Annotated in this window: 19 protein-coding genes; 10 read left to right on the forward strand and 9 right to left on the reverse strand. The window is 69.1% G+C overall.

The genetic code is table 11. The features are described 5' to 3' along the window. Window positions 1-28 precede the first annotated feature (28 nt). Entirely contained in the window at window positions 29-208 is a 180-nt protein-coding gene (locus JNK84_RS08980) for a hypothetical protein (RefSeq protein ID WP_293423088.1), read from the reverse strand. Here JNK84_RS08980 and JNK84_RS08985 point away from each other — a divergent pair. Then, the gene (locus tag JNK84_RS08985; RefSeq protein ID WP_293423091.1) at window positions 207-1328 is read left to right on the forward strand and encodes a carboxylate-amine ligase; all 1122 of its coding nucleotides are present in this window, start codon (window positions 207-209) and stop codon (window positions 1326-1328) included. The genes JNK84_RS08980 and JNK84_RS08985 overlap by 2 nt on opposite strands. 73 nt (window positions 1329-1401) lie before the next feature. Here JNK84_RS08985 and JNK84_RS08990 read toward each other — a convergent pair whose 3' ends face one another. Then, on the reverse strand, window positions 1402-2208 hold the full coding sequence (locus JNK84_RS08990) for a LytTR family DNA-binding domain-containing protein (RefSeq protein ID WP_293423094.1): 807 nt from the start codon (window positions 2206-2208) through the stop codon (window positions 1402-1404). Between the two features lie 93 nt (window positions 2209-2301). On the opposite strand from JNK84_RS08990, the gene JNK84_RS08995 reads away from it, so the two are divergent. After that, entirely contained in the window at window positions 2302-3294 is a 993-nt protein-coding gene (locus JNK84_RS08995) for an alpha/beta hydrolase (RefSeq protein ID WP_293423097.1), read from the forward strand. A 3-nt stretch (window positions 3295-3297) separates the two neighbouring features. Here the strand turns inward: JNK84_RS08995 and xseA are convergent, their stop codons facing one another. Next, window positions 3298-4881, reverse strand: coding sequence for an exodeoxyribonuclease VII large subunit (xseA, locus tag JNK84_RS09000; RefSeq protein ID WP_293423100.1), 1584 nt, complete (start codon window positions 4879-4881; stop codon window positions 3298-3300). An 87-nt stretch (window positions 4882-4968) separates the two neighbouring features. Between xseA and purD the strand changes: the two genes are divergently transcribed. Next, complete coding sequence (gene purD / locus JNK84_RS09005) at window positions 4969-6261, forward strand: phosphoribosylamine--glycine ligase (RefSeq protein WP_293423103.1); 1293 nt, start codon at window positions 4969-4971, stop codon at window positions 6259-6261. A gap of 9 nt (window positions 6262-6270) precedes the next feature. On the opposite strand, the gene JNK84_RS09010 is transcribed toward purD, so the two are convergent. Next, a complete protein-coding gene (locus tag JNK84_RS09010) occupies window positions 6271-6651 on the reverse strand; it encodes a hypothetical protein (RefSeq protein ID WP_293423106.1) in 381 nt (126 codons plus the stop codon). Window positions 6652-6795: 144 nt separating this feature from the next. On the opposite strand from JNK84_RS09010, the gene JNK84_RS09015 reads away from it, so the two are divergent. Beyond that, window positions 6796-7713 (forward strand): alpha/beta fold hydrolase, encoded by a 918-nt coding sequence (locus JNK84_RS09015; protein WP_293423110.1) that lies wholly within the window; start codon window positions 6796-6798, stop codon window positions 7711-7713. Between the two features lie 93 nt (window positions 7714-7806). Here the strand turns inward: JNK84_RS09015 and JNK84_RS09020 are convergent, their stop codons facing one another. Further along, complete coding sequence (locus tag JNK84_RS09020; RefSeq protein WP_293423113.1) at window positions 7807-8274, reverse strand: nuclear transport factor 2 family protein; 468 nt, start codon at window positions 8272-8274, stop codon at window positions 7807-7809. Between JNK84_RS09020 and JNK84_RS09025 the strand changes: the two genes are divergently transcribed. Next, window positions 8273-9274 carry a TIGR01459 family HAD-type hydrolase gene (locus JNK84_RS09025; protein ID WP_293423116.1) on the forward strand — a complete coding sequence of 334 codons (1002 nt, stop codon included), beginning with the start codon at window positions 8273-8275 and terminating at the stop codon, window positions 9272-9274. The two genes, JNK84_RS09020 and JNK84_RS09025, sit on opposite strands and share 2 nt — an antisense overlap. A gap of 9 nt (window positions 9275-9283) precedes the next feature. Here JNK84_RS09025 and JNK84_RS09030 read toward each other — a convergent pair whose 3' ends face one another. Continuing rightward, complete coding sequence (locus tag JNK84_RS09030) at window positions 9284-9970, reverse strand: protein phosphatase CheZ (RefSeq protein WP_293423119.1); 687 nt, start codon at window positions 9968-9970, stop codon at window positions 9284-9286. A 140-nt stretch (window positions 9971-10110) separates the two neighbouring features. Next, on the reverse strand, window positions 10111-10494 hold the full coding sequence (locus tag JNK84_RS09035) for a response regulator (RefSeq protein ID WP_293423122.1): 384 nt from the start codon (window positions 10492-10494) through the stop codon (window positions 10111-10113). A 250-nt stretch (window positions 10495-10744) separates the two neighbouring features. On the opposite strand from JNK84_RS09035, the gene JNK84_RS09040 reads away from it, so the two are divergent. From JNK84_RS09040 to JNK84_RS09060, 5 genes are all read left to right on the forward strand, one after another. Beyond that, complete coding sequence (locus JNK84_RS09040) at window positions 10745-11128, forward strand: DUF983 domain-containing protein (protein ID WP_293423125.1); 384 nt, start codon at window positions 10745-10747, stop codon at window positions 11126-11128. 4 nt (window positions 11129-11132) lie between these two features. Beyond that, a complete protein-coding gene (locus JNK84_RS09045; RefSeq protein ID WP_293423128.1) occupies window positions 11133-11909 on the forward strand; it encodes an SURF1 family protein in 777 nt (258 codons plus the stop codon). Between the two features lie 103 nt (window positions 11910-12012). Next, window positions 12013-12198, forward strand: a complete 186-nt coding sequence (locus tag JNK84_RS09050) for a hypothetical protein (RefSeq protein WP_293423131.1) — start codon at window positions 12013-12015, stop codon at window positions 12196-12198. Window positions 12199-12209: 11 nt separating this feature from the next. After that, complete coding sequence (locus JNK84_RS09055) at window positions 12210-12425, forward strand: hypothetical protein (protein WP_293423134.1); 216 nt, start codon at window positions 12210-12212, stop codon at window positions 12423-12425. After that, complete coding sequence (locus tag JNK84_RS09060; RefSeq protein ID WP_293423137.1) at window positions 12422-12712, forward strand: hypothetical protein; 291 nt, start codon at window positions 12422-12424, stop codon at window positions 12710-12712. Before JNK84_RS09055 ends, JNK84_RS09060 begins: the two co-directional genes overlap by 4 nt. Here the strand turns inward: JNK84_RS09060 and JNK84_RS09065 are convergent, their stop codons facing one another. Together JNK84_RS09065 and JNK84_RS09070 are read right to left on the reverse strand one after the other, a co-directional pair. Then, window positions 12713-14053 carry a M16 family metallopeptidase gene (locus tag JNK84_RS09065; RefSeq protein ID WP_293423140.1) on the reverse strand — a complete coding sequence of 447 codons (1341 nt, stop codon included), beginning with the start codon at window positions 14051-14053 and terminating at the stop codon, window positions 12713-12715. It lies immediately after the preceding gene. Next, the gene (locus JNK84_RS09070; RefSeq protein WP_293423143.1) at window positions 14053-15408 is read right to left on the reverse strand and encodes a M16 family metallopeptidase; all 1356 of its coding nucleotides are present in this window, start codon (window positions 15406-15408) and stop codon (window positions 14053-14055) included. Before JNK84_RS09070 ends, JNK84_RS09065 begins: the two co-directional genes overlap by 1 nt. Window positions 15409-15568: the final 160 nt, after the last annotated feature.

The raw sequence follows: 15568 nt of genomic DNA on the forward strand, positions 1-15568 counted from the left end.
GTCAACGAATTTAAGTTCACGCAATCTTTCAAAGCGTTACAGAAATGCGGCGGCGCGTGTCCGGATCGGGCCACATTTTCGCCCGCCGCCGCTTCAGCCTGTCGCTCGCCGCGGCCCGGTGTGACTGGGGTCGGCCACGGCCATGCACAACCGTCTCCTGGCGGTGGATATCAATAAATTTAGCCATGGCATCATGGAGATAGGTCATGACGGATACTCGTCGATTCGGGATCGAGGAAGAATTTTTCGTGGTCGATGCGGAGACCAAGGCGGTCATGCGGCGCATGCCGCAGGGTTTTTTCTCCACGGCCAAGGATCGGCTCGGCGACCGCGTGACGAGTGAGATGCTGCAGTCGCAGGTCGAGCTGACCAGCTCGGTTCATTCGACCGCCTCGGCGGCGCGCAACGAGATCCAGGCGATGCGCGGCACGCTCGGCGAGGTCGCGGCGGCGCACGGTCTCGCCATCCTCGGCTCGGGCACCCACCCCACCGCCATGTGGGCGACGCAGCGGGCGAGCGAGGCCCCGCGCTACGACAATGTCATGCACGATCTGCAGATGCTCGGGCAGCGCAACATTGTCTGTGGCCTGCATGTCCATGCCGAGTTCGACGACCTGTCGCGCCGCGTCGACGTGATGGGGCGGATCATGCCGTTCATCCCGCTGATCATCGCGCTGTCGACGTCCTCGCCGTTCTGGCAGTCGCGGGCGACCGGGCTGATGGGCTACCGCCTCGCGGCCTATGACGAGCTGCCGCGCACCGGACTGCCGGAGCTGTTCAAGTCGCAGGCGGAGTACGACGACTACGTCGCGCTGCTGGTCGAGGCGCGGATCATCGAGGATTCGAGCTATGTCTGGTGGGCGGTGCGTCCCTCGCGCCGCTTCCCGACGCTGGAACTGCGCGCGCCCGACAGCTGCACCCATGTCGAGGACACGCTGGCGATCGCCGCGCTCTACCGTTCGCTGGTGCGCCACCTGCTGCGCAATCCCGAGCTCAACGGCGCGCTGTCGCCGGTTTCGCGCGCCATCGCGCAGGAGAACAAGTGGCGGGCGCAGCGCTACGGCATTCACGGCTCCTTCGTCGACGAGGTCAGGCGCACCACCATCGCGGTGCCGGACCTCGTGAAGGAACTGACGGGACAGATCGCCGAGGATGCCGAGGCGCTCGGCTGCGTGGACGATCTCGCGCGGTGCATCGACATCTGCGAGCGCGGCACCTCGGCCGACGGCCAGCTCACCGTCTGGAAATCGGCGCTGAGCCTTGCCGAAACGCCGCATGACGCGCTGCGGGCGGTGAAGACCTGGATCGCCCACCAGACGCTGCAGTGATCGACGTAGGGGAATGCCGGTTCGCTACCAGCGTTCCCCGCATCGCCGGAAATGCGGACCGCGTGGCGCGGGATCAGACCAGTTTCCCGTCGGCGAGACGCCGGCGGCCCGCGCGGCTGACCGGCAGGGTCGGTCCGCGCGCGAGAACGATGCCCGCCCGCCCGAGGCGTGCGGAGCCATCGGCGAGCGCGGCATGGGCGATCCAGTGGGAGCGATGAACCTGAATGCCGGCCTCGGAACCAAGGGCGGCCATGCCAGCGGCGAGGCTCATGAGCACCAGCGCCTCGCCTCGCGCCGTATGGACGCGCAGATAGTGGTCCTCGGCGCTGAGGGCCACGATGGTCGCGCTACGCAACGGCAAAGGCAGCTTGGCCCGCAAGGGATCGTCGGCGATGGCGGGAGAGGGTTCCGGTTCCCGAAGCGCCGGCAAGACAACCGCGACCGGCGCCGGCGCGGTCATCCAGTTTCGCACGGCGTGAACCAGCAGGCTCGCCACCACATTGATCAACGCGGCCTGCACGCACAGATCCGCGAAGGTGACGTGCGGCAGAACCTGCGGCGCCCATAGCTGGAGAAAGCCCGAGACGATCAGGGCCGCGGGAGGCCCGAGCACGACGGCGATCGCCAGCGCCCCCCATAGCGGAACAGGACCACGGAAGACGAAGCGCGCCACCAGCCCGTTGGCGATCACGGCCAGGGCGCTGATGGTGATCATGCTCGCGGTGTAGTGGAGGAGCCTGACGGGCAGGCCCATGCCCAGATAGGAACCGAACGGGCCGAGGACGCCGAGCAGGATGCCGAGGGCAAGGATGGCAATGAACAGGCGAGAGCGGAGCGGGGCTGCTGCGCCGTTCGTCCGGGAGGCGGTCGCATCGGTCATTGGCGAAGAAATCGTGCCGTTCGCGAAGTTGGCGCAGACTAGGGCCGGGGTCGCGGCTAGGCAATCGCGACCTGCCCACCGGACCCCTCGCCCATGCGCTTTCTGATCGCCCTCCCCCTTGCCATCGCCCTTCTCATCGTCACGGGCCTTGCCGCCGTCATCGCACTGTCGCGACCGAAAGCGCCGCCGCCGATGCCGGCCATGGAGGCGGCGGGACAGATCATCGGCCGCCAGATCAACGACCTGCCGCCCTATGCCTTCCTCACCGCCCGCGACGGCACGCGGCTCGGCTACCGCTTTTTCGAGGGACGCCCGGGCGGCGGCATCGCCGTGGTGGTCCACGGCTCGACCGGCCTGTCGGCCAGCATGGGCAGCGTCGGCCGCGCGCTCGCCGCAAAGGGCATCGCCTCCTACGTGCTCGACCTGCGCGGCCACGGCGAGAGCGGTCCGCTCGGCGATATCGGCTATCGCGGCCAGCTCGAGGACGACATGGCCGATCTGCTCGCCATGATCGACCAGCGCCACCCCGGCGAGAAGCGCATTCTGGTCGGGCACTCGCTGGGCGGAGCCTTCGCCTTCCGGATCGCCGCCGGACCGCTCGGCGAGCGCTTCGATGCCACGGTCGCGACCTCGCCCTTCCTGTCGCCGGAGACCTCGGTCAGCCGGCCGAATTCGGGAGGGTGGGCGGATGCGGCGGTCCCCCGCATCCTCGCGCTGACGCTTCTGGACGCCGTCGGCATCTCCGCCTTCGGCGGCCTGCCGGCCGTCGCCTATGCCGTGCCGCCCGACGCGCCGGGCAAACGCGCAAGCATCTATTCGCACCGGCTGCTGGCGAATATGAGCCTGCCGCGCGACTGGCGGGCGATGCTGGCGACCATCCGCAAGCCGGCCGCGATCCTGATCGGAGCCGATGACGAGCTGTTTCGCGCCAGCGCCTATGCGGCCGCCGTGACGGCAGCCAATCCGCGCATCGCCGTCGAGGTTCTCCCGGCAACGGACCATATGGGAACGACGTTGCAACCGGGGCCGCTGACGCAGCTGGCGGAAACGGCGGCGAGGCTCAGGGATGCCGCGCCGGCGCGATAGGGATCAGAACAGACTGCCCTGCCCTTCCGGCTTCTTCTTCACCGGGCGCGGCTCGGCGGACTTCACCGGCTTTGGAGGCGCATCGCCGTCGGCGGTCGCCGCCACCCGGCCATCGGTGAACTCGATGGTCAGCGCCTGCCCCGACGCCACGGCCGACGCCGTCCTCAAGGGCTTGCCGGCCGCATCGCGCACCAGCGCGAACCCCCGGCCGAGCACGCCCTGATAGGACAGCGCGGCCAGCAGCTTGGCGGCGGCCTCGAGCCTGTCCGTCCGGCGCTTCATCAGAAGGTCGAGCGCGCGGGGCGCGCGGGCGAAGAGCTGGTCGAGCCTCTCGCGCGAACGGCCGAGGCGGTCGGTCTGGGCGCGGGCATAGACGCCGAGCGAGCGCGACAGCCGCGCCGACAGCGTATCGAAAAGCTGGCGGCGGGTATCCGTCCGGCGGGAGAGCGCCGCCGCAGCGCGGGCACTGAGCGCGTCGATCCGGTCGCGGGAACGGTCGATGCGAAGCTTCAGCAGGCCCGGCGCGAGACGCCCTGCCGCGCGGACCAGCCGCATGCGATGCGCGCCGGCATTGGCCGCAAGCGCATTGGGCAGGCGCTCGGCGGCGGCATCGAGCCGCTGGCGGGCCGCTTCGAGCAGCCGCTCGGCATCGGGCAGCGCGCGCGTGGCAGCCCGCAACTCGGTGCGGCGGCCCTCCATGCCGCGCGCGACCGCCGTGACCATGCGGCGGCCGAGACCGGATGTTTCCGCGATCAGGTCGGAGCGCACAGGCACCGCCATTTCCGCCGCCGCCGTGGGGGTCGGCGCGCGCCGGTCTGCGGCGTAATCGATCAGCGTCGTGTCGGTCTCGTGGCCGACCGCCGAGATCAGCGGGATGGCGCTCTCGAAGGCGGCGCGCACCACGATTTCCTCGTTGAAGCCCCAGAGGTCCTCCAGCGAGCCACCGCCGCGCGCGACGATCAGCACGTCAGGGCGCGGCAGGTCGTCGTCCGGCTGGATGGCGTTGAAGCCACGGATGGCGGCGGCGACCTCCGCCGCGCTGCCCTCACCCTGCACGCGCACCGGCCAGACCAGCACGGTGCGCGGGAAACGGTCCTCCAGCCGATGCAGGATGTCGCGGATGACGGCCCCGGTCGGCGAAGTGACGACGCCGATCACCTCCGGCAGGTAGGGCAGAGCGCGCTTGCGGGCGGCATCGAACAGCCCCTCGGCGGCGAGTTTCTTCCGCCGCTCCTCCAGCAGCGCCATGAGCGCGCCGACGCCGGCCGGCTCCAGGCTCTCGATGACGATCTGGTATTTGGACGAGCCCGGAAAGGTGGTGACGCGGCCGGTGGCGATGACCTCCAGCCCCTCCTGCGGCTTGATCGGCAGCCGCCCGTAAGTGCCCTTCCAGATCACCGCCTCGATGGTGGCGCGGTCATCCTTCAGCCGGAAATAGGCGTGGCCCGAGCTGCTCGGACCCTTGAAGCCGGACACCTCGCCGCGCAGGCGCACATAGCCGAAAGCGTCCTCGACCGTCCGCTTGATGGCGGCGGACAGCTCCGAGACGGAGACCTCGCGCATATTGGAGGGTGCGATGTCGGACATGGGCTTGAGCGAATCCGTTGCCGGGCGCGGCAATCCTGTCTAGACGCTGGCGCAACGACGGTGAAGCGGGCGAGGGCGGAGCAAGACATGAACGTGCTTCTGATCGGCGGCGGCGGCCGCGAACATGCCCTCGCCTGGGCGCTGTCGGCGAGCCCGCTCCTGACCTCGCTGCATTGCGCCCCCGGCAATCCCGGCATCGCCGAGTTTGCGACGCTCGCGACGATCGATGTCGCCGACCATCCGGCCGTCATCGCCTATTGCCGGCAGCACCAGATCACCTTCGTCGTGGTCGGGCCGGAAGCGCCGCTGGTCGCGGGCCTCGCCGACGATCTCGGCGCAGCTGGCATCAAGGTGTTCGGCCCGTCGAAGCTGGCGGCGCAGCTTGAAGGCTCGAAGGGCTTCACCAAGGACCTCTGCCGGGAGTTCGGCATTCCGACCGCCGCCTATGAGCGCTTCACCGAGGCCGGGCCGGCCAAGGACTATGTGAGGCGCATGGGCGCGCCCATCGTGATCAAGGCCGACGGGCTCGCCGCCGGCAAGGGCGTGGTCGTCGCCATGACGCTCGACGAGGCGCTCGCGGCGGTCGACATGATGTTCGACGGCGGGCTCGGGGAAGCTGGCGCCTCCGTGGTGGTCGAGGAGTTCATGACCGGCGAGGAGGCCTCGTTCTTCGCACTCTGCGACGGCGACCATGCGCTGGCGCTGGCGACCGCGCAGGACCACAAGCGCGTCGGCGACGGCGATACCGGACCGAATACCGGCGGCATGGGCGCCTATTCGCCGGCCCCCGTGATGACCGAGGCGATGGTGGCGCGGACCATGGCCGAGATCATCCGGCCGACGCTCGCCGCCATGAAGGCCAGGGGCTGCCCGTTCAAGGGCGTGCTGTTCGCCGGGCTGATGATCACCGCCGAGGGGCCGAAACTGATCGAATACAATTGCCGCTTCGGCGATCCCGAATGCCAGGTGCTGATGATGCGCCTGAAGGACGACCTCCTGACCCTGCTCCTCGGCGCGGCGGACCGGCAGCTCGCGACCATGAGCGCACGCTGGTACGACGACGCCGCGCTCACCGTGGTCATGGCCGCGAACGGCTATCCCGGCACGCCTGAGAAGGGCACGGTGATCCGTGGCATCGATCGGGCAAGGGCGCTGGAGGGGGTCGAGGTGTTCCACGCCGGCACGGCGGAGAAGGACGGCGCGATCGTCGCCAATGGCGGCCGCGTGCTGGCGGTGACCGCGACGGCCAAGACGGTGACCGAGGCGCAGCGGAAAGCCTATGCGGCGGTCGATCTCATCGACTGGCCGGGCGGCTTCTGCCGCCGCGACATCGGCTGGCAGGCGGTGGCGCGGGAGAAGGCGGCGCTCGGTGAGCGCTGACAGTGGCCCTCACGGGCAGCGCACGTAGAGCACACTGTCGTTGGCCGGCCCCCGGTAGGTGATGCGCAGCGAGTTCCCCTCGCGCCGCAGGACGATGCGGTCGCGCTGCGTCATGCCCTCGACCTGGCAGGTTCTGGCGACCCGCCATTCCGGCGAGGCCCCCTCGATGCGGGTGAAGCGGCAGGAATTCTCCATCCCTTCCATGCCGCGAGCGGTCAGCCGGATCGGCAATTCGTCGGTCGTGCCCGGCCGGTTGCGGCACCAGCTGGCCTCAGCCGCCCAGCGGCCGACATAGCCGGGCGCGCTGGCGGGCTGGGCCAGGGCATCGCTCGAGCCGCCCGGAATGGCGGCCAGCGCCGCGATTGCAATCGGAAGCGCTTTCAGGGGCACGGAGATCTCCCTTCGCTGACATTGCACAGTGACGTTACGTAATATGCGGCCCTCCGCACAGTGGCCGATGCCGGACGGAACGTCGCATGGCACCATTGCCGGCGATGTCGGTTATGGTTTCGACACCACGACCAAGGAGCGCGCATGTCCACCGCTGACCTCTTTCCCGGTTTCGAATCGCACTGGATCGACACCTCCATCGGCCGCATCTTCGCGCGTTCGGGCGGGTCGGGCCCGCCGCTGCTGCTGGTCCACGGCTTCCCGCAGACCCATGTCGAATGGCACCGGATCGCGCCGGAACTCGCCAAGCACTTCACCCTCGTCCTGCCGGACCTGCCGGGCTATGGCTGGTCGGTCGCACCGCGCGGCGGGCCGGATCACTTCCCCTATTCCAAGCGCGCCATGGCCAAGGTCCTGATCGAGGCGATGGAACAGCTCGGCCATATCCGCTTCGCGGCGGTCGGCCACGATCGCGGCGCACGGGTGACCTACCGCATGGCGCTCGACCATCCCGGCCGGGCGGAGCGCGTCGCCCTCATCGATATCGTGCCGACCTATGTCATGTGGCAGCGCATCCGCGCGGCGCCCTCGCCGAAAACCGAACACTGGCTGTTCCTGTCGGGCCCGGAGGGCGTGCCCGAGGCGGAGATCGGCAAGAACCCGATCGCCTATCTCGAATCAAAGCTGGCGCTCTGGTCCAAGGACGGCACGCTGGCGGCCTACGACTGGCGCGCGCTTCAGCACTATCGCGACTCGTTCAACGATCCCTCGCGCATCCACGCCTGCTGCGAGGACTATCGCGCCGGCGCGACGGCCGATCTCATCGCCGACGAGGCCGACATCGCGGCAGGCCGCACCATCGACGTGCCGGTCCATGCGGTGTGGGGCAGCGCCGGCATCCCCTCCGCCGGGGCGAGCCCGCTGGAGGCATGGAAGCAGCTGGCGCCCAGGGCGACCGGCCAAGCGGTGGATTCAGGGCATTTCGTGCCGGAGGAAAACCCGGCGGGCTGCCTGAAGGCGCTGCTGCCGTTCCTCAGGGAAACGAGGCTAGAACCGGGTTAGGGTTTTGTTTTTCGCGGCCTCTTCACGCGAACGGGTATCCACTTCGCTCGAAAGCGCTCTAGCCGAGGCCGATGCCCTTCCGCGCCCGCGCGCTCACCTGCGCGCGGAAGAGATGCCCTTCCGCGCCCGCGCGCTCACCTGCGCGCGGAAGAACGGCGTCCAGCCGAGCAGCCAGCCCGGCGTGCCGAGCGCCTGCCGCGACCATTTCCAGAAGTCGAACGCGTCGCGGTGATCGACGATCAGGCCGTTCCGGCAGGTCATCGCCGCCGTCACCTCGTTGACCACCGGCCGGCCGGTCTGACCGAACGTGTATTCGGCGGTCCACCTTGTGGTCACGGTCGCGGCGTCGTCTGCCACGATGTCGTAGGAGATCGCGAGGTCGGTGGCCCGCCCGACCAGCACGCGCCACATGAAGCGCGCCTGCCGCGCGTCGAGCCGCCCGAAGACCGGGTCCTCGAAAGCGGCGTCGTCCGCGTAGAGTTCGCCCATGGCCTTGGCGTCGCGGGCCGCGAAGGCCTCGTAGAAGGCTTCCGCCACCGCGCGGGGCGTCGTGCCGGTCATGCTCGTCCTCCCGTTTCGCGCGAGCCTGACGCGGAAGCGCGCGCCCGGCAAGCGGCACCTGAAGCGCTGGTCGCGCTTGACCCGCCTGCCCTCGCCGCTTAACCCGCAGGCCATGAACGACACCGGCGCCCCGCAGCTCGCTTTGCCCCCCGTCATCGACGGCCTCGCCGCCATTGCCGGCAAATACGACCTCGTCTTCACGGACGTCTGGGGCGTGCTGCACAACGGCATGAAGGCGCATCCGGGCGCCTGCGAGGCACTGGTCAACATCCGCAAGGCCGGCGTGCCGGTGGTGCTGATCACCAATGCGCCGCGTCAGGCGCCGGTGGTGGTCGGCCAGCTCGACCGGCTGGGCGTGCCGCGGGCCGCCTACGACGCCATCGTCACGTCGGGCGACATTTCCCGCGACTATATCCGCACCCGGCCGGGCCAGCCGGTGCACCATGTCGGGCCGAAGCGCGATCTCGTCGTGTTCGAGGGCCTCGACACGCGCCTCGTGGATATCGAGGAGGCGGCCTATGTCGTCTGCACCGGCCTCGTCGACGACCGCACCGAGACGCCCGACGACTACCAGGAACGTCTGGAGCGGATGAAAGCGCGCGGCCTGTTCTTCCTGTGCGGCAATCCCGACAAGGTGGTCGAGGTCGGCCACGACCTGATCTTCTGCGCCGGCGCCATCGGCGACCGCTACCAGTCGATGGGCGGCGAGGTGCTCTATGCCGGCAAGCCCTACGAGCCGGCCTACGAGGCCTGCTGGCGCTATGCCGAGCGGATCGTCGGCAAGCGGTCGGACGCCTCGCGCGTGCTCGCCATCGGCGATGCCATGCGGACGGACGTAGCGGGCGCGGTGAGGATGGGCATGGACTGCCTGTTCCTCGCCGAGGGCATCCATGCGGAGGTTCTGCTCGGCCCTCAGGGGATCAAGCCCGAGGGGCTCGCGGCGCTGATCGCCGAGACCGGCCAGCACCCGCGCTACGTGATGCGCAAGCTCGTCTGGTGACGCAGCGGCCTATTTGAACAGCGCGTCGATGTCGTCCTGCGCGGTCTTGGCCTTGGCCGGCTTGTCGAACAGCGCGTCGACATCGTCCTGATCCACACCCTCCCCGGCCAACTGGGGGCCATGCAGGATGTTCTTGATCTTGCGCTCTTCGCGCCGCTTTTCCTCGTCCGACATGTAGCCGTCGGCATCGGCGGCGTTGATCGCTTCGGCGAAGCGCGAGACGCGGCTCTCGATGTGCTTCAGCGTCTCGATCACCTTGGCGACGCGCTGGCCGGTAATGTCCTGGAACGAGCAGGCCTCGAAGATCAGCATCATGCGCTCGTCGACCATGGCCTTGTAGCCGGGATCGGCGGCATCACCGGCCATGACCTCTTCGGCTGCTCCCATGATCGAGTCGGTGGCCTTCTCGGTCGCCTTGACGATGGCGTCCAGTTCCTGGCCGGCAGCCGGGATGCGGCTCTGCTTGAGGTCGTTGGGCTGCAGGCGGCCGATTTCCTGCTTCATGTTGGTGATGAAGGAAGCGATGTCGGACAGCTCGCGGTAGACCGAATTGTCGATCGCGCGGAAGAAGGTGGAGAGCGATTCCACCGTGACCTCGGCGAGCGCGACCACGTCGGCGAGCGACACGTCGCGTTCCCGCTTGGTCCGGACGAATTCGACGATCCGGTCGAGATGCTCAGTCGAAACGCTCTTCATGGCGCCGATGGTTCCCTGGGGCGGCAAAGCGACGTGCCGCCCGGTCGTCTCGGGGCATCGGTTCGGCACGCAGCCAGCCTCGCCCCATCCCGTCCGGCCGCCCCCGCGAAACCGGCCATCCCCTCATGCGCGTCCGTCGATCAATCCGCGAAGACGGCGTCGATCTTGGCCTTCAGCGTCTGGGCGTTGAACGGCTTGACGATGTAGTTGTTCACGCCGGCCTTCTTGGCGGCGATGACGTTCTCGGTCTTGGATTCCGCCGTCACCATGATGAAGGGCGTGCGGGTCAGGCCGGAATCGGCGCGAACTTCCTTGAGCAGCTCGTAGCCGGTCATCGGCTCCATGTTCCAGTCGGAGATGACCAGGCCGTACTTCTTCTCTTTCATCTTGGCGAGCGCGGCCGAGCCGTCCGACGCGTCATCGATGTCGTCGAAGCCGAGCTGCTTCAGCAGATTCCGGATGATGCGGATCATCGTGTTGTAATCGTCGACCACGAGGATCGGCATCGAAAGATCAACGGCCATCAAACAGCTCCAAGACCGCGGCGCCGCATCCTGCTACGCCGTTCCCGAAATTCGCCAGCACCGCAAAAAGCGCGGCTTCCGGCGGTAAAATGCTGTGCCAGCCTTGAAGAAGCGGTTAACGGGCGGTGCCGCGATGCCCGAAAAACGGCGGCAATCCGGCGCGCCGGCAGCACATTGCCTTCAGGGTTACGGAATGGTTGGCGCGGCGTGGATGCTCGCCTCGCTGGCATCAGGGGGCTATAGGAACCTGATGACCCACTCCGACGACCAGCCGCTTTCAACCGGACTGAAGGGCCGCTGCCAGCGCTGCGGCGAGGGTCGGCTTTTCGACGGCTTCCTGACCGTGCGGCCACGGTGCGAGGCCTGCGGCCTCGACTATTCCTTCGCCGATTCCGGCGACGGGCCCGCCGTCTTCGTCATTCTCTTCGCGGGCTTCATCATCTGCGCCATGGCGCTGGTGGTGGAGGTGAAATACCAGCCGCCCTTCTGGCTCCATGCGGTCATCTTCGGTCCGCTCGTGCTCATTGTCTGTCTTGGCATGCTGCGGCCGCTGAAAGGCCTGATGATCGCGCTCCAATACCGGCACAATGCCCGCGAGGGACGGCTCGACAGGGACGGACCGGCAGGCGGCTGACGACATGACCCCCTCGGATCCGGCTCCCCTCGCCTCCCGCCTGCGCGGCCTCGCCGCGCCGGGGCTGGCCGCGCTCGCGGCGCTCGCCATCCTGCTGTCGCTGGGCACCTGGCAATTGTCGCGGCTCGCCTGGAAACAGGGGCTGATCGCGCAGGTCGAGGCGCGGGCGAGGGCCGCGCCGGTGCCGCTCGCGGCGCGCGCCGGCTGGCCGCAGATGACGCCGGAGCGCGACGAATATCGCCGCGTCACGGTGACCGGCACGTTCCGCCACGACCGCGAGGCCTATCTCTACCATGTCGCCGGCGACAGCCGCCGGCAGGATGCGGGCCGGCCACGGGGCCAGGGCTATTTCGTCATGACACCGCTGACGACGGCCGATGGCGCGACCGTCATCATCAACCGCGGCTTCGTGCCGACGGAGCGGCGCGACCCCGCCACGCGGCGCGAGGGACAGGTGGAGGGCATGGTCGCCGTCACCGGCCTGATCCGGTTTCCCGAGCCGCGCGGCACGTTCGCGGCGACCGACGACGATTTCCGGCGCATTTTCTATACCCGCGATCTCGCGAAGATGGCCGGCGTGATGAGCGCCCGGGACGCGGCGCCCTTCTCCATCGATGCCGACGCGACGCCCGTGCCGGGCGGATGGCCGCAGGGAGGCGAGACGCTGCTGTCCTTCCCCAACCGGCACCTCGAATACGCCCTGACCTGGTACGGCCTCGCGCTGACGCTGATCGGCGTGTTCGCCGCTTTCGCGCGCCAGCGGCTCAGGGGCCGCCCCTGAACGAGGCCGGCCTTTACGACGCCATTACGGCTTCCCGCCCAATCGATATGGCGGCCAGACGCCGGCCAGACGCATATCCCGTGGCGACCCGAAGGAGGTCGTCATGCCCTACATTCCCGTCCGATCCAGCCCCGCCAAATGCCTCCGGCCGCATATCGCCGCCCGCGCCAACTCTCCCGCGCGGCCCGCATGGGGCTGGGCGCTGCCGCTGATCCTGATGGTCGCCGCGCTGATGGTGCCGGTGCTTGCCGGCCTGTCGCTACGCGCCGCGCTCTTCACGCCGGGCTGAGGGAGGTCGCCATGGGACAGGCCTGCCCGTTTCCCGCCACCCGCCTCTTTCTCGTCTGCCCGTCGGCCGATGGGCTGTGGATCGCCCGCGAGGCGAACGGCCTTGCCGAAGGGCTGTTCCGCAGCCGCAAGGATGCCGTCCGCTTCGCCCTCGTCGAGGGCGGGCACGACAATGTCGTCTGCTTCTCCGACGATCCCGGCGTCTCGTCCTTCGCCGCGCGGCCATGACCTTCGGCATCATGCCGGCCGCGGCAACGACGCCGCGGCAGAAGGCCATCGCGAACACGGAACTGACGACGGCGATCTTCGAGGCCTTCGTCGAGGCCGTGGAACCGCTGATCCGCGACCATCTCGCGCGCGGCCTGCGCGACCACGGCGCGATCGCGTCGGCGCTCAACCGGCGCGGCATACCCTGCTGGGGCCGCGACCGGTGGTGCGCGACCGACATCCGCATGGTGCTGAGCCATGCCGGTTCCGGTCCCGATGCGGCGGGGGCGACGCCGCCGCGCGGCTGACTACATGCCCTGCGGCTTGCCGACGACGACGACCAGAAGCTTCGGATCGCCCAGCAGCCGCTTCGCCACGCGCCTGACGTCCTCCAGCGTCACCGCCTCGATCAGATCGTTGCGGCGGTCGAGATAGTCGGGCCCGAAGCCGTCGAGCTGGATGCGGATGAGGTTGGAGGCGATCTGGGACGAGGTCTCGAAGCGCATCGCCCAATTGCCGATCAGGAAGCGCTTGGCCTGTTCGAGCTCGATGGTGGTCGGCCCCTCGGCACCCATGCGCCGCAGTTCGGCCTCGATGACGGACAGGCTCTCGGCGGCGCGGTCGCTGCGCGTCGAGGTGCCGCCGCTGAGCAGGCCCGTGCCCTCGAGCGTGATGAGGCTGGACGAGATCGAATAGGCGAGGCCGCGCTGCTCGCGCACCTGGGTATAGAGGCGCGAGGAAAAGGAGCCGCCGCCGAGGATGTGGTTCATGACGAAGGCGGCGATGAAGTCGGGATCGTCGCGCTTCAGGCCCGGCAGGCCGAAGGCGATGATCGCCTGCGGAATGTCCATCGGCACGACGCGCCGCTCGCCGGCCGCGGCCATCGCGATATCGGGGACCGGCGTCAGGCTCGTTCCCGCCGGCAGCGCGCCGAACACATCGTCCAGCAGGGGACCGAGTTCGGCGGCCGTGATGTCGCCGACCACCGCGACCTTCAGCCGGTCGCGCGCGACGATCCGGCGATGCATGGCCCTGAGGTCGTCGGCGGTGATGGCCCCGACGGCCTCCAGCGTGCCGGTGTTGCGTCGCCCGTAGGGATGGTTCGGGAAGGCGGTGGCCGAGAAGGTCTCGCTCGCCAGCGAATTGGGATTGGTCGAGGCGCGGCGGATGCCGGAGAGGACCGATTCGCGCACGCGCGCCAGCGGCGCGGCGTCGAAGCGCGGCTTGCCGAGCGCCAGCTTCAGCAATGCGAAAGCCTCGGCGCGGCTTTCGGTGAGCGCGCGCACCGAGCCGGTCAGCGCGTCGCGGCCGGCCGAGAAGCTCATCTCGATGGCGCGCTCCTCCAACCGCCGGTGGAAGGTCTCGGCGTCGATGTCGCCGGCGCCCTCGTCGAGCATCTGCGCCATGAGACTGGCCGTGCCGGGCCGGTCGGCGGGGTCCTGCGCCGTGCCGCCGCGCATGGCGAAGGACAGCGCAAGCATCGGCAGATGCGTCTGGCGCACGAGCCAGGCCTCGATGCCGCCGGGCGAGACGACGCGCTCGATGCGGCTCGAATGGCTTGCCGGCTGCTGGGCCGCCGCGGGGGTGGTCGGGGTCAGGGCGGCCATGGCGACGATTCCGAGGACGAGGGTGCGGGCGGCAGCGAACATCAGCTCCGTTCCTCGCGGACCAGCTCGCCCGTGACGGCGCGGCTGAAGTCGAAGGCGCGCCGGGCGACGGCGTCGACCTCGGCGCGGGTAACCGCGGCGATGCGCTGCGGCCATTGCTGGATATCGGCGATGGAGGCGCCGCAGGTGAGCGAGGCGCCATACATGCGCGCCATCGAGGCCTGGCTGTCCTGCGAATAGACGGATTCGGCGATGAGCCGCGTGCGGGCACGCGCCAGTTCCTCGTCGGTGACGCCGTGGTCGGCGAGGCGGACGGCGACATCGGCCATGGCGGCCTCCAGCCGTTCGAGCGGCACGCCCGGACGCGGCGAGGCATAGACGCCGAAGCGGCCGTCGCCGAGGGCCGAGCCGGAATAGAAGCAGCCGGCGCCGACGGCGAGCCCCTGATCGGTGACAAGCGCCTTGTAGAAGCGGCCGTTTGGACTGGAACCGGCGATCTGCGCGAGGATTTCCAGCGCCTCGGCCTCGCCCGGAGCGGCGGTGCGGTAGGACCGCACAATGCTGGTCTTGGAGAGGCTCGGCTGGCGCACGCGCGCATCGGCGAGCCGCACGCGATCCCCGGCTTCGCGCGCCGGCCCCGGGGGCCGGGAGCGCGGCTGGATGGCCGGATTGGCGTCGACGCGGCCATAGGTTTCCTCGGCCATGCGGAAGACCTCGTCCGGCGTCACATCGCCGGCCACCACGAGGATGGCGTTGTTCGGACCGTAATGGCGGCGGTAGAAGGCAAGCGCATCCTCGCGGGACAGGGCGGCGATCTCGTTCGCCCATCCGATGATCGGGATGCCGTAGGGATGGCCCTCGCCCCAGAGCCGGTTCAGCAGGCGCTCGGAGAGCCGTGCGCCGGGATCGTTGTCGGTGCGCTGGCGGCGCTCCTCCTGGACGACGTCGCGCTCAGGCAGGACAACCTCGTCGGTCAGCACGATGTTGGCGATGCGGTCGGCCTCGAAATCCATCATGACCGGCAGCTGGTCCGCGACGACGCGCTGGAAATAACCGGTATAGTCGTAGGAGGTGAAGGCGTTCTCGTTGCCGCCGGCGGAGGTCACCGCGCGCGAGAACACGTCCTTCGGATTGCGCTTCGTGCCCTTGAACATGAGGTGCTCGAGGAAATGCGCGAGCCCGGACTTGCCGTGCACCTCGTCGGCCGAGCCGACGCGGTACCAGAGCATGTGGGTCGCCACCGGAACGCGGTGGTCGGGAATGGCGACGACCTCAAGCCCGTTCGCAAGCCCATGCCGGAAGACGCGCTCGACCGGCACCTGGCCGAGAGCAAGACCGGGCACCAGCGCCGGAGCGGCGGCAAGACCTGTCGTGAAGGAGCGTCGCGTCATCAGCATCAACAGACCCTGGAGGTGGCATGCGCCGGCACGCACGCCGTCGCCGAAAAGGCACCGGAGCGAAGTGAGCCATGGATGCGGATCGCCGCATCATGACAAGAGCGTGATGATGTCGGTGCGAACAAGGGCCGAATCAAGACCCAATCGCGTGCCCGGCAAA

Origin of the sequence: Phreatobacter sp. (genome assembly GCF_016793595.1) — a bacterium.
Classification (GTDB): domain Bacteria; phylum Pseudomonadota; class Alphaproteobacteria; order Rhizobiales; family Phreatobacteraceae; genus Phreatobacter.

Coding starts and splice junctions, on each gene's coding strand:
- JNK84_RS08985 (WP_293423091.1), top strand. CDS start 207: ATGACGGATACTCGTCGATTCGGGATCGAGGAAGAATTTTTCGTGGTC.
- JNK84_RS08980 (WP_293423088.1), bottom strand. CDS start 208: ATGACCTATCTCCATGATGCCATGGCTAAATTTATTGATATCCACCGC.
- JNK84_RS08990 (WP_293423094.1), bottom strand. CDS start 2,208: ATGACCGATGCGACCGCCTCCCGGACGAACGGCGCAGCAGCCCCGCTC.
- JNK84_RS08995 (WP_293423097.1), top strand. CDS start 2,302: ATGCGCTTTCTGATCGCCCTCCCCCTTGCCATCGCCCTTCTCATCGTC.
- xseA (WP_293423100.1), bottom strand. CDS start 4,881: ATGTCCGACATCGCACCCTCCAATATGCGCGAGGTCTCCGTCTCGGAG.
- purD (WP_293423103.1), top strand. CDS start 4,969: ATGAACGTGCTTCTGATCGGCGGCGGCGGCCGCGAACATGCCCTCGCC.
- JNK84_RS09015 (WP_293423110.1), top strand. CDS start 6,796: ATGTCCACCGCTGACCTCTTTCCCGGTTTCGAATCGCACTGGATCGAC.
- JNK84_RS09025 (WP_293423116.1), top strand. CDS start 8,273: ATGCTCGTCCTCCCGTTTCGCGCGAGCCTGACGCGGAAGCGCGCGCCC.
- JNK84_RS09020 (WP_293423113.1), bottom strand. CDS start 8,274: ATGACCGGCACGACGCCCCGCGCGGTGGCGGAAGCCTTCTACGAGGCC.
- JNK84_RS09030 (WP_293423119.1), bottom strand. CDS start 9,970: ATGAAGAGCGTTTCGACTGAGCATCTCGACCGGATCGTCGAATTCGTC.
- JNK84_RS09035 (WP_293423122.1), bottom strand. CDS start 10,494: ATGGCCGTTGATCTTTCGATGCCGATCCTCGTGGTCGACGATTACAAC.
- JNK84_RS09040 (WP_293423125.1), top strand. CDS start 10,745: ATGACCCACTCCGACGACCAGCCGCTTTCAACCGGACTGAAGGGCCGC.
- JNK84_RS09045 (WP_293423128.1), top strand. CDS start 11,133: ATGACCCCCTCGGATCCGGCTCCCCTCGCCTCCCGCCTGCGCGGCCTC.
- JNK84_RS09050 (WP_293423131.1), top strand. CDS start 12,013: ATGCCCTACATTCCCGTCCGATCCAGCCCCGCCAAATGCCTCCGGCCG.
- JNK84_RS09055 (WP_293423134.1), top strand. CDS start 12,210: ATGGGACAGGCCTGCCCGTTTCCCGCCACCCGCCTCTTTCTCGTCTGC.
- JNK84_RS09060 (WP_293423137.1), top strand. CDS start 12,422: ATGACCTTCGGCATCATGCCGGCCGCGGCAACGACGCCGCGGCAGAAG.
- JNK84_RS09065 (WP_293423140.1), bottom strand. CDS start 14,053: ATGTTCGCTGCCGCCCGCACCCTCGTCCTCGGAATCGTCGCCATGGCC.
- JNK84_RS09070 (WP_293423143.1), bottom strand. CDS start 15,408: ATGCTGATGACGCGACGCTCCTTCACGACAGGTCTTGCCGCCGCTCCG.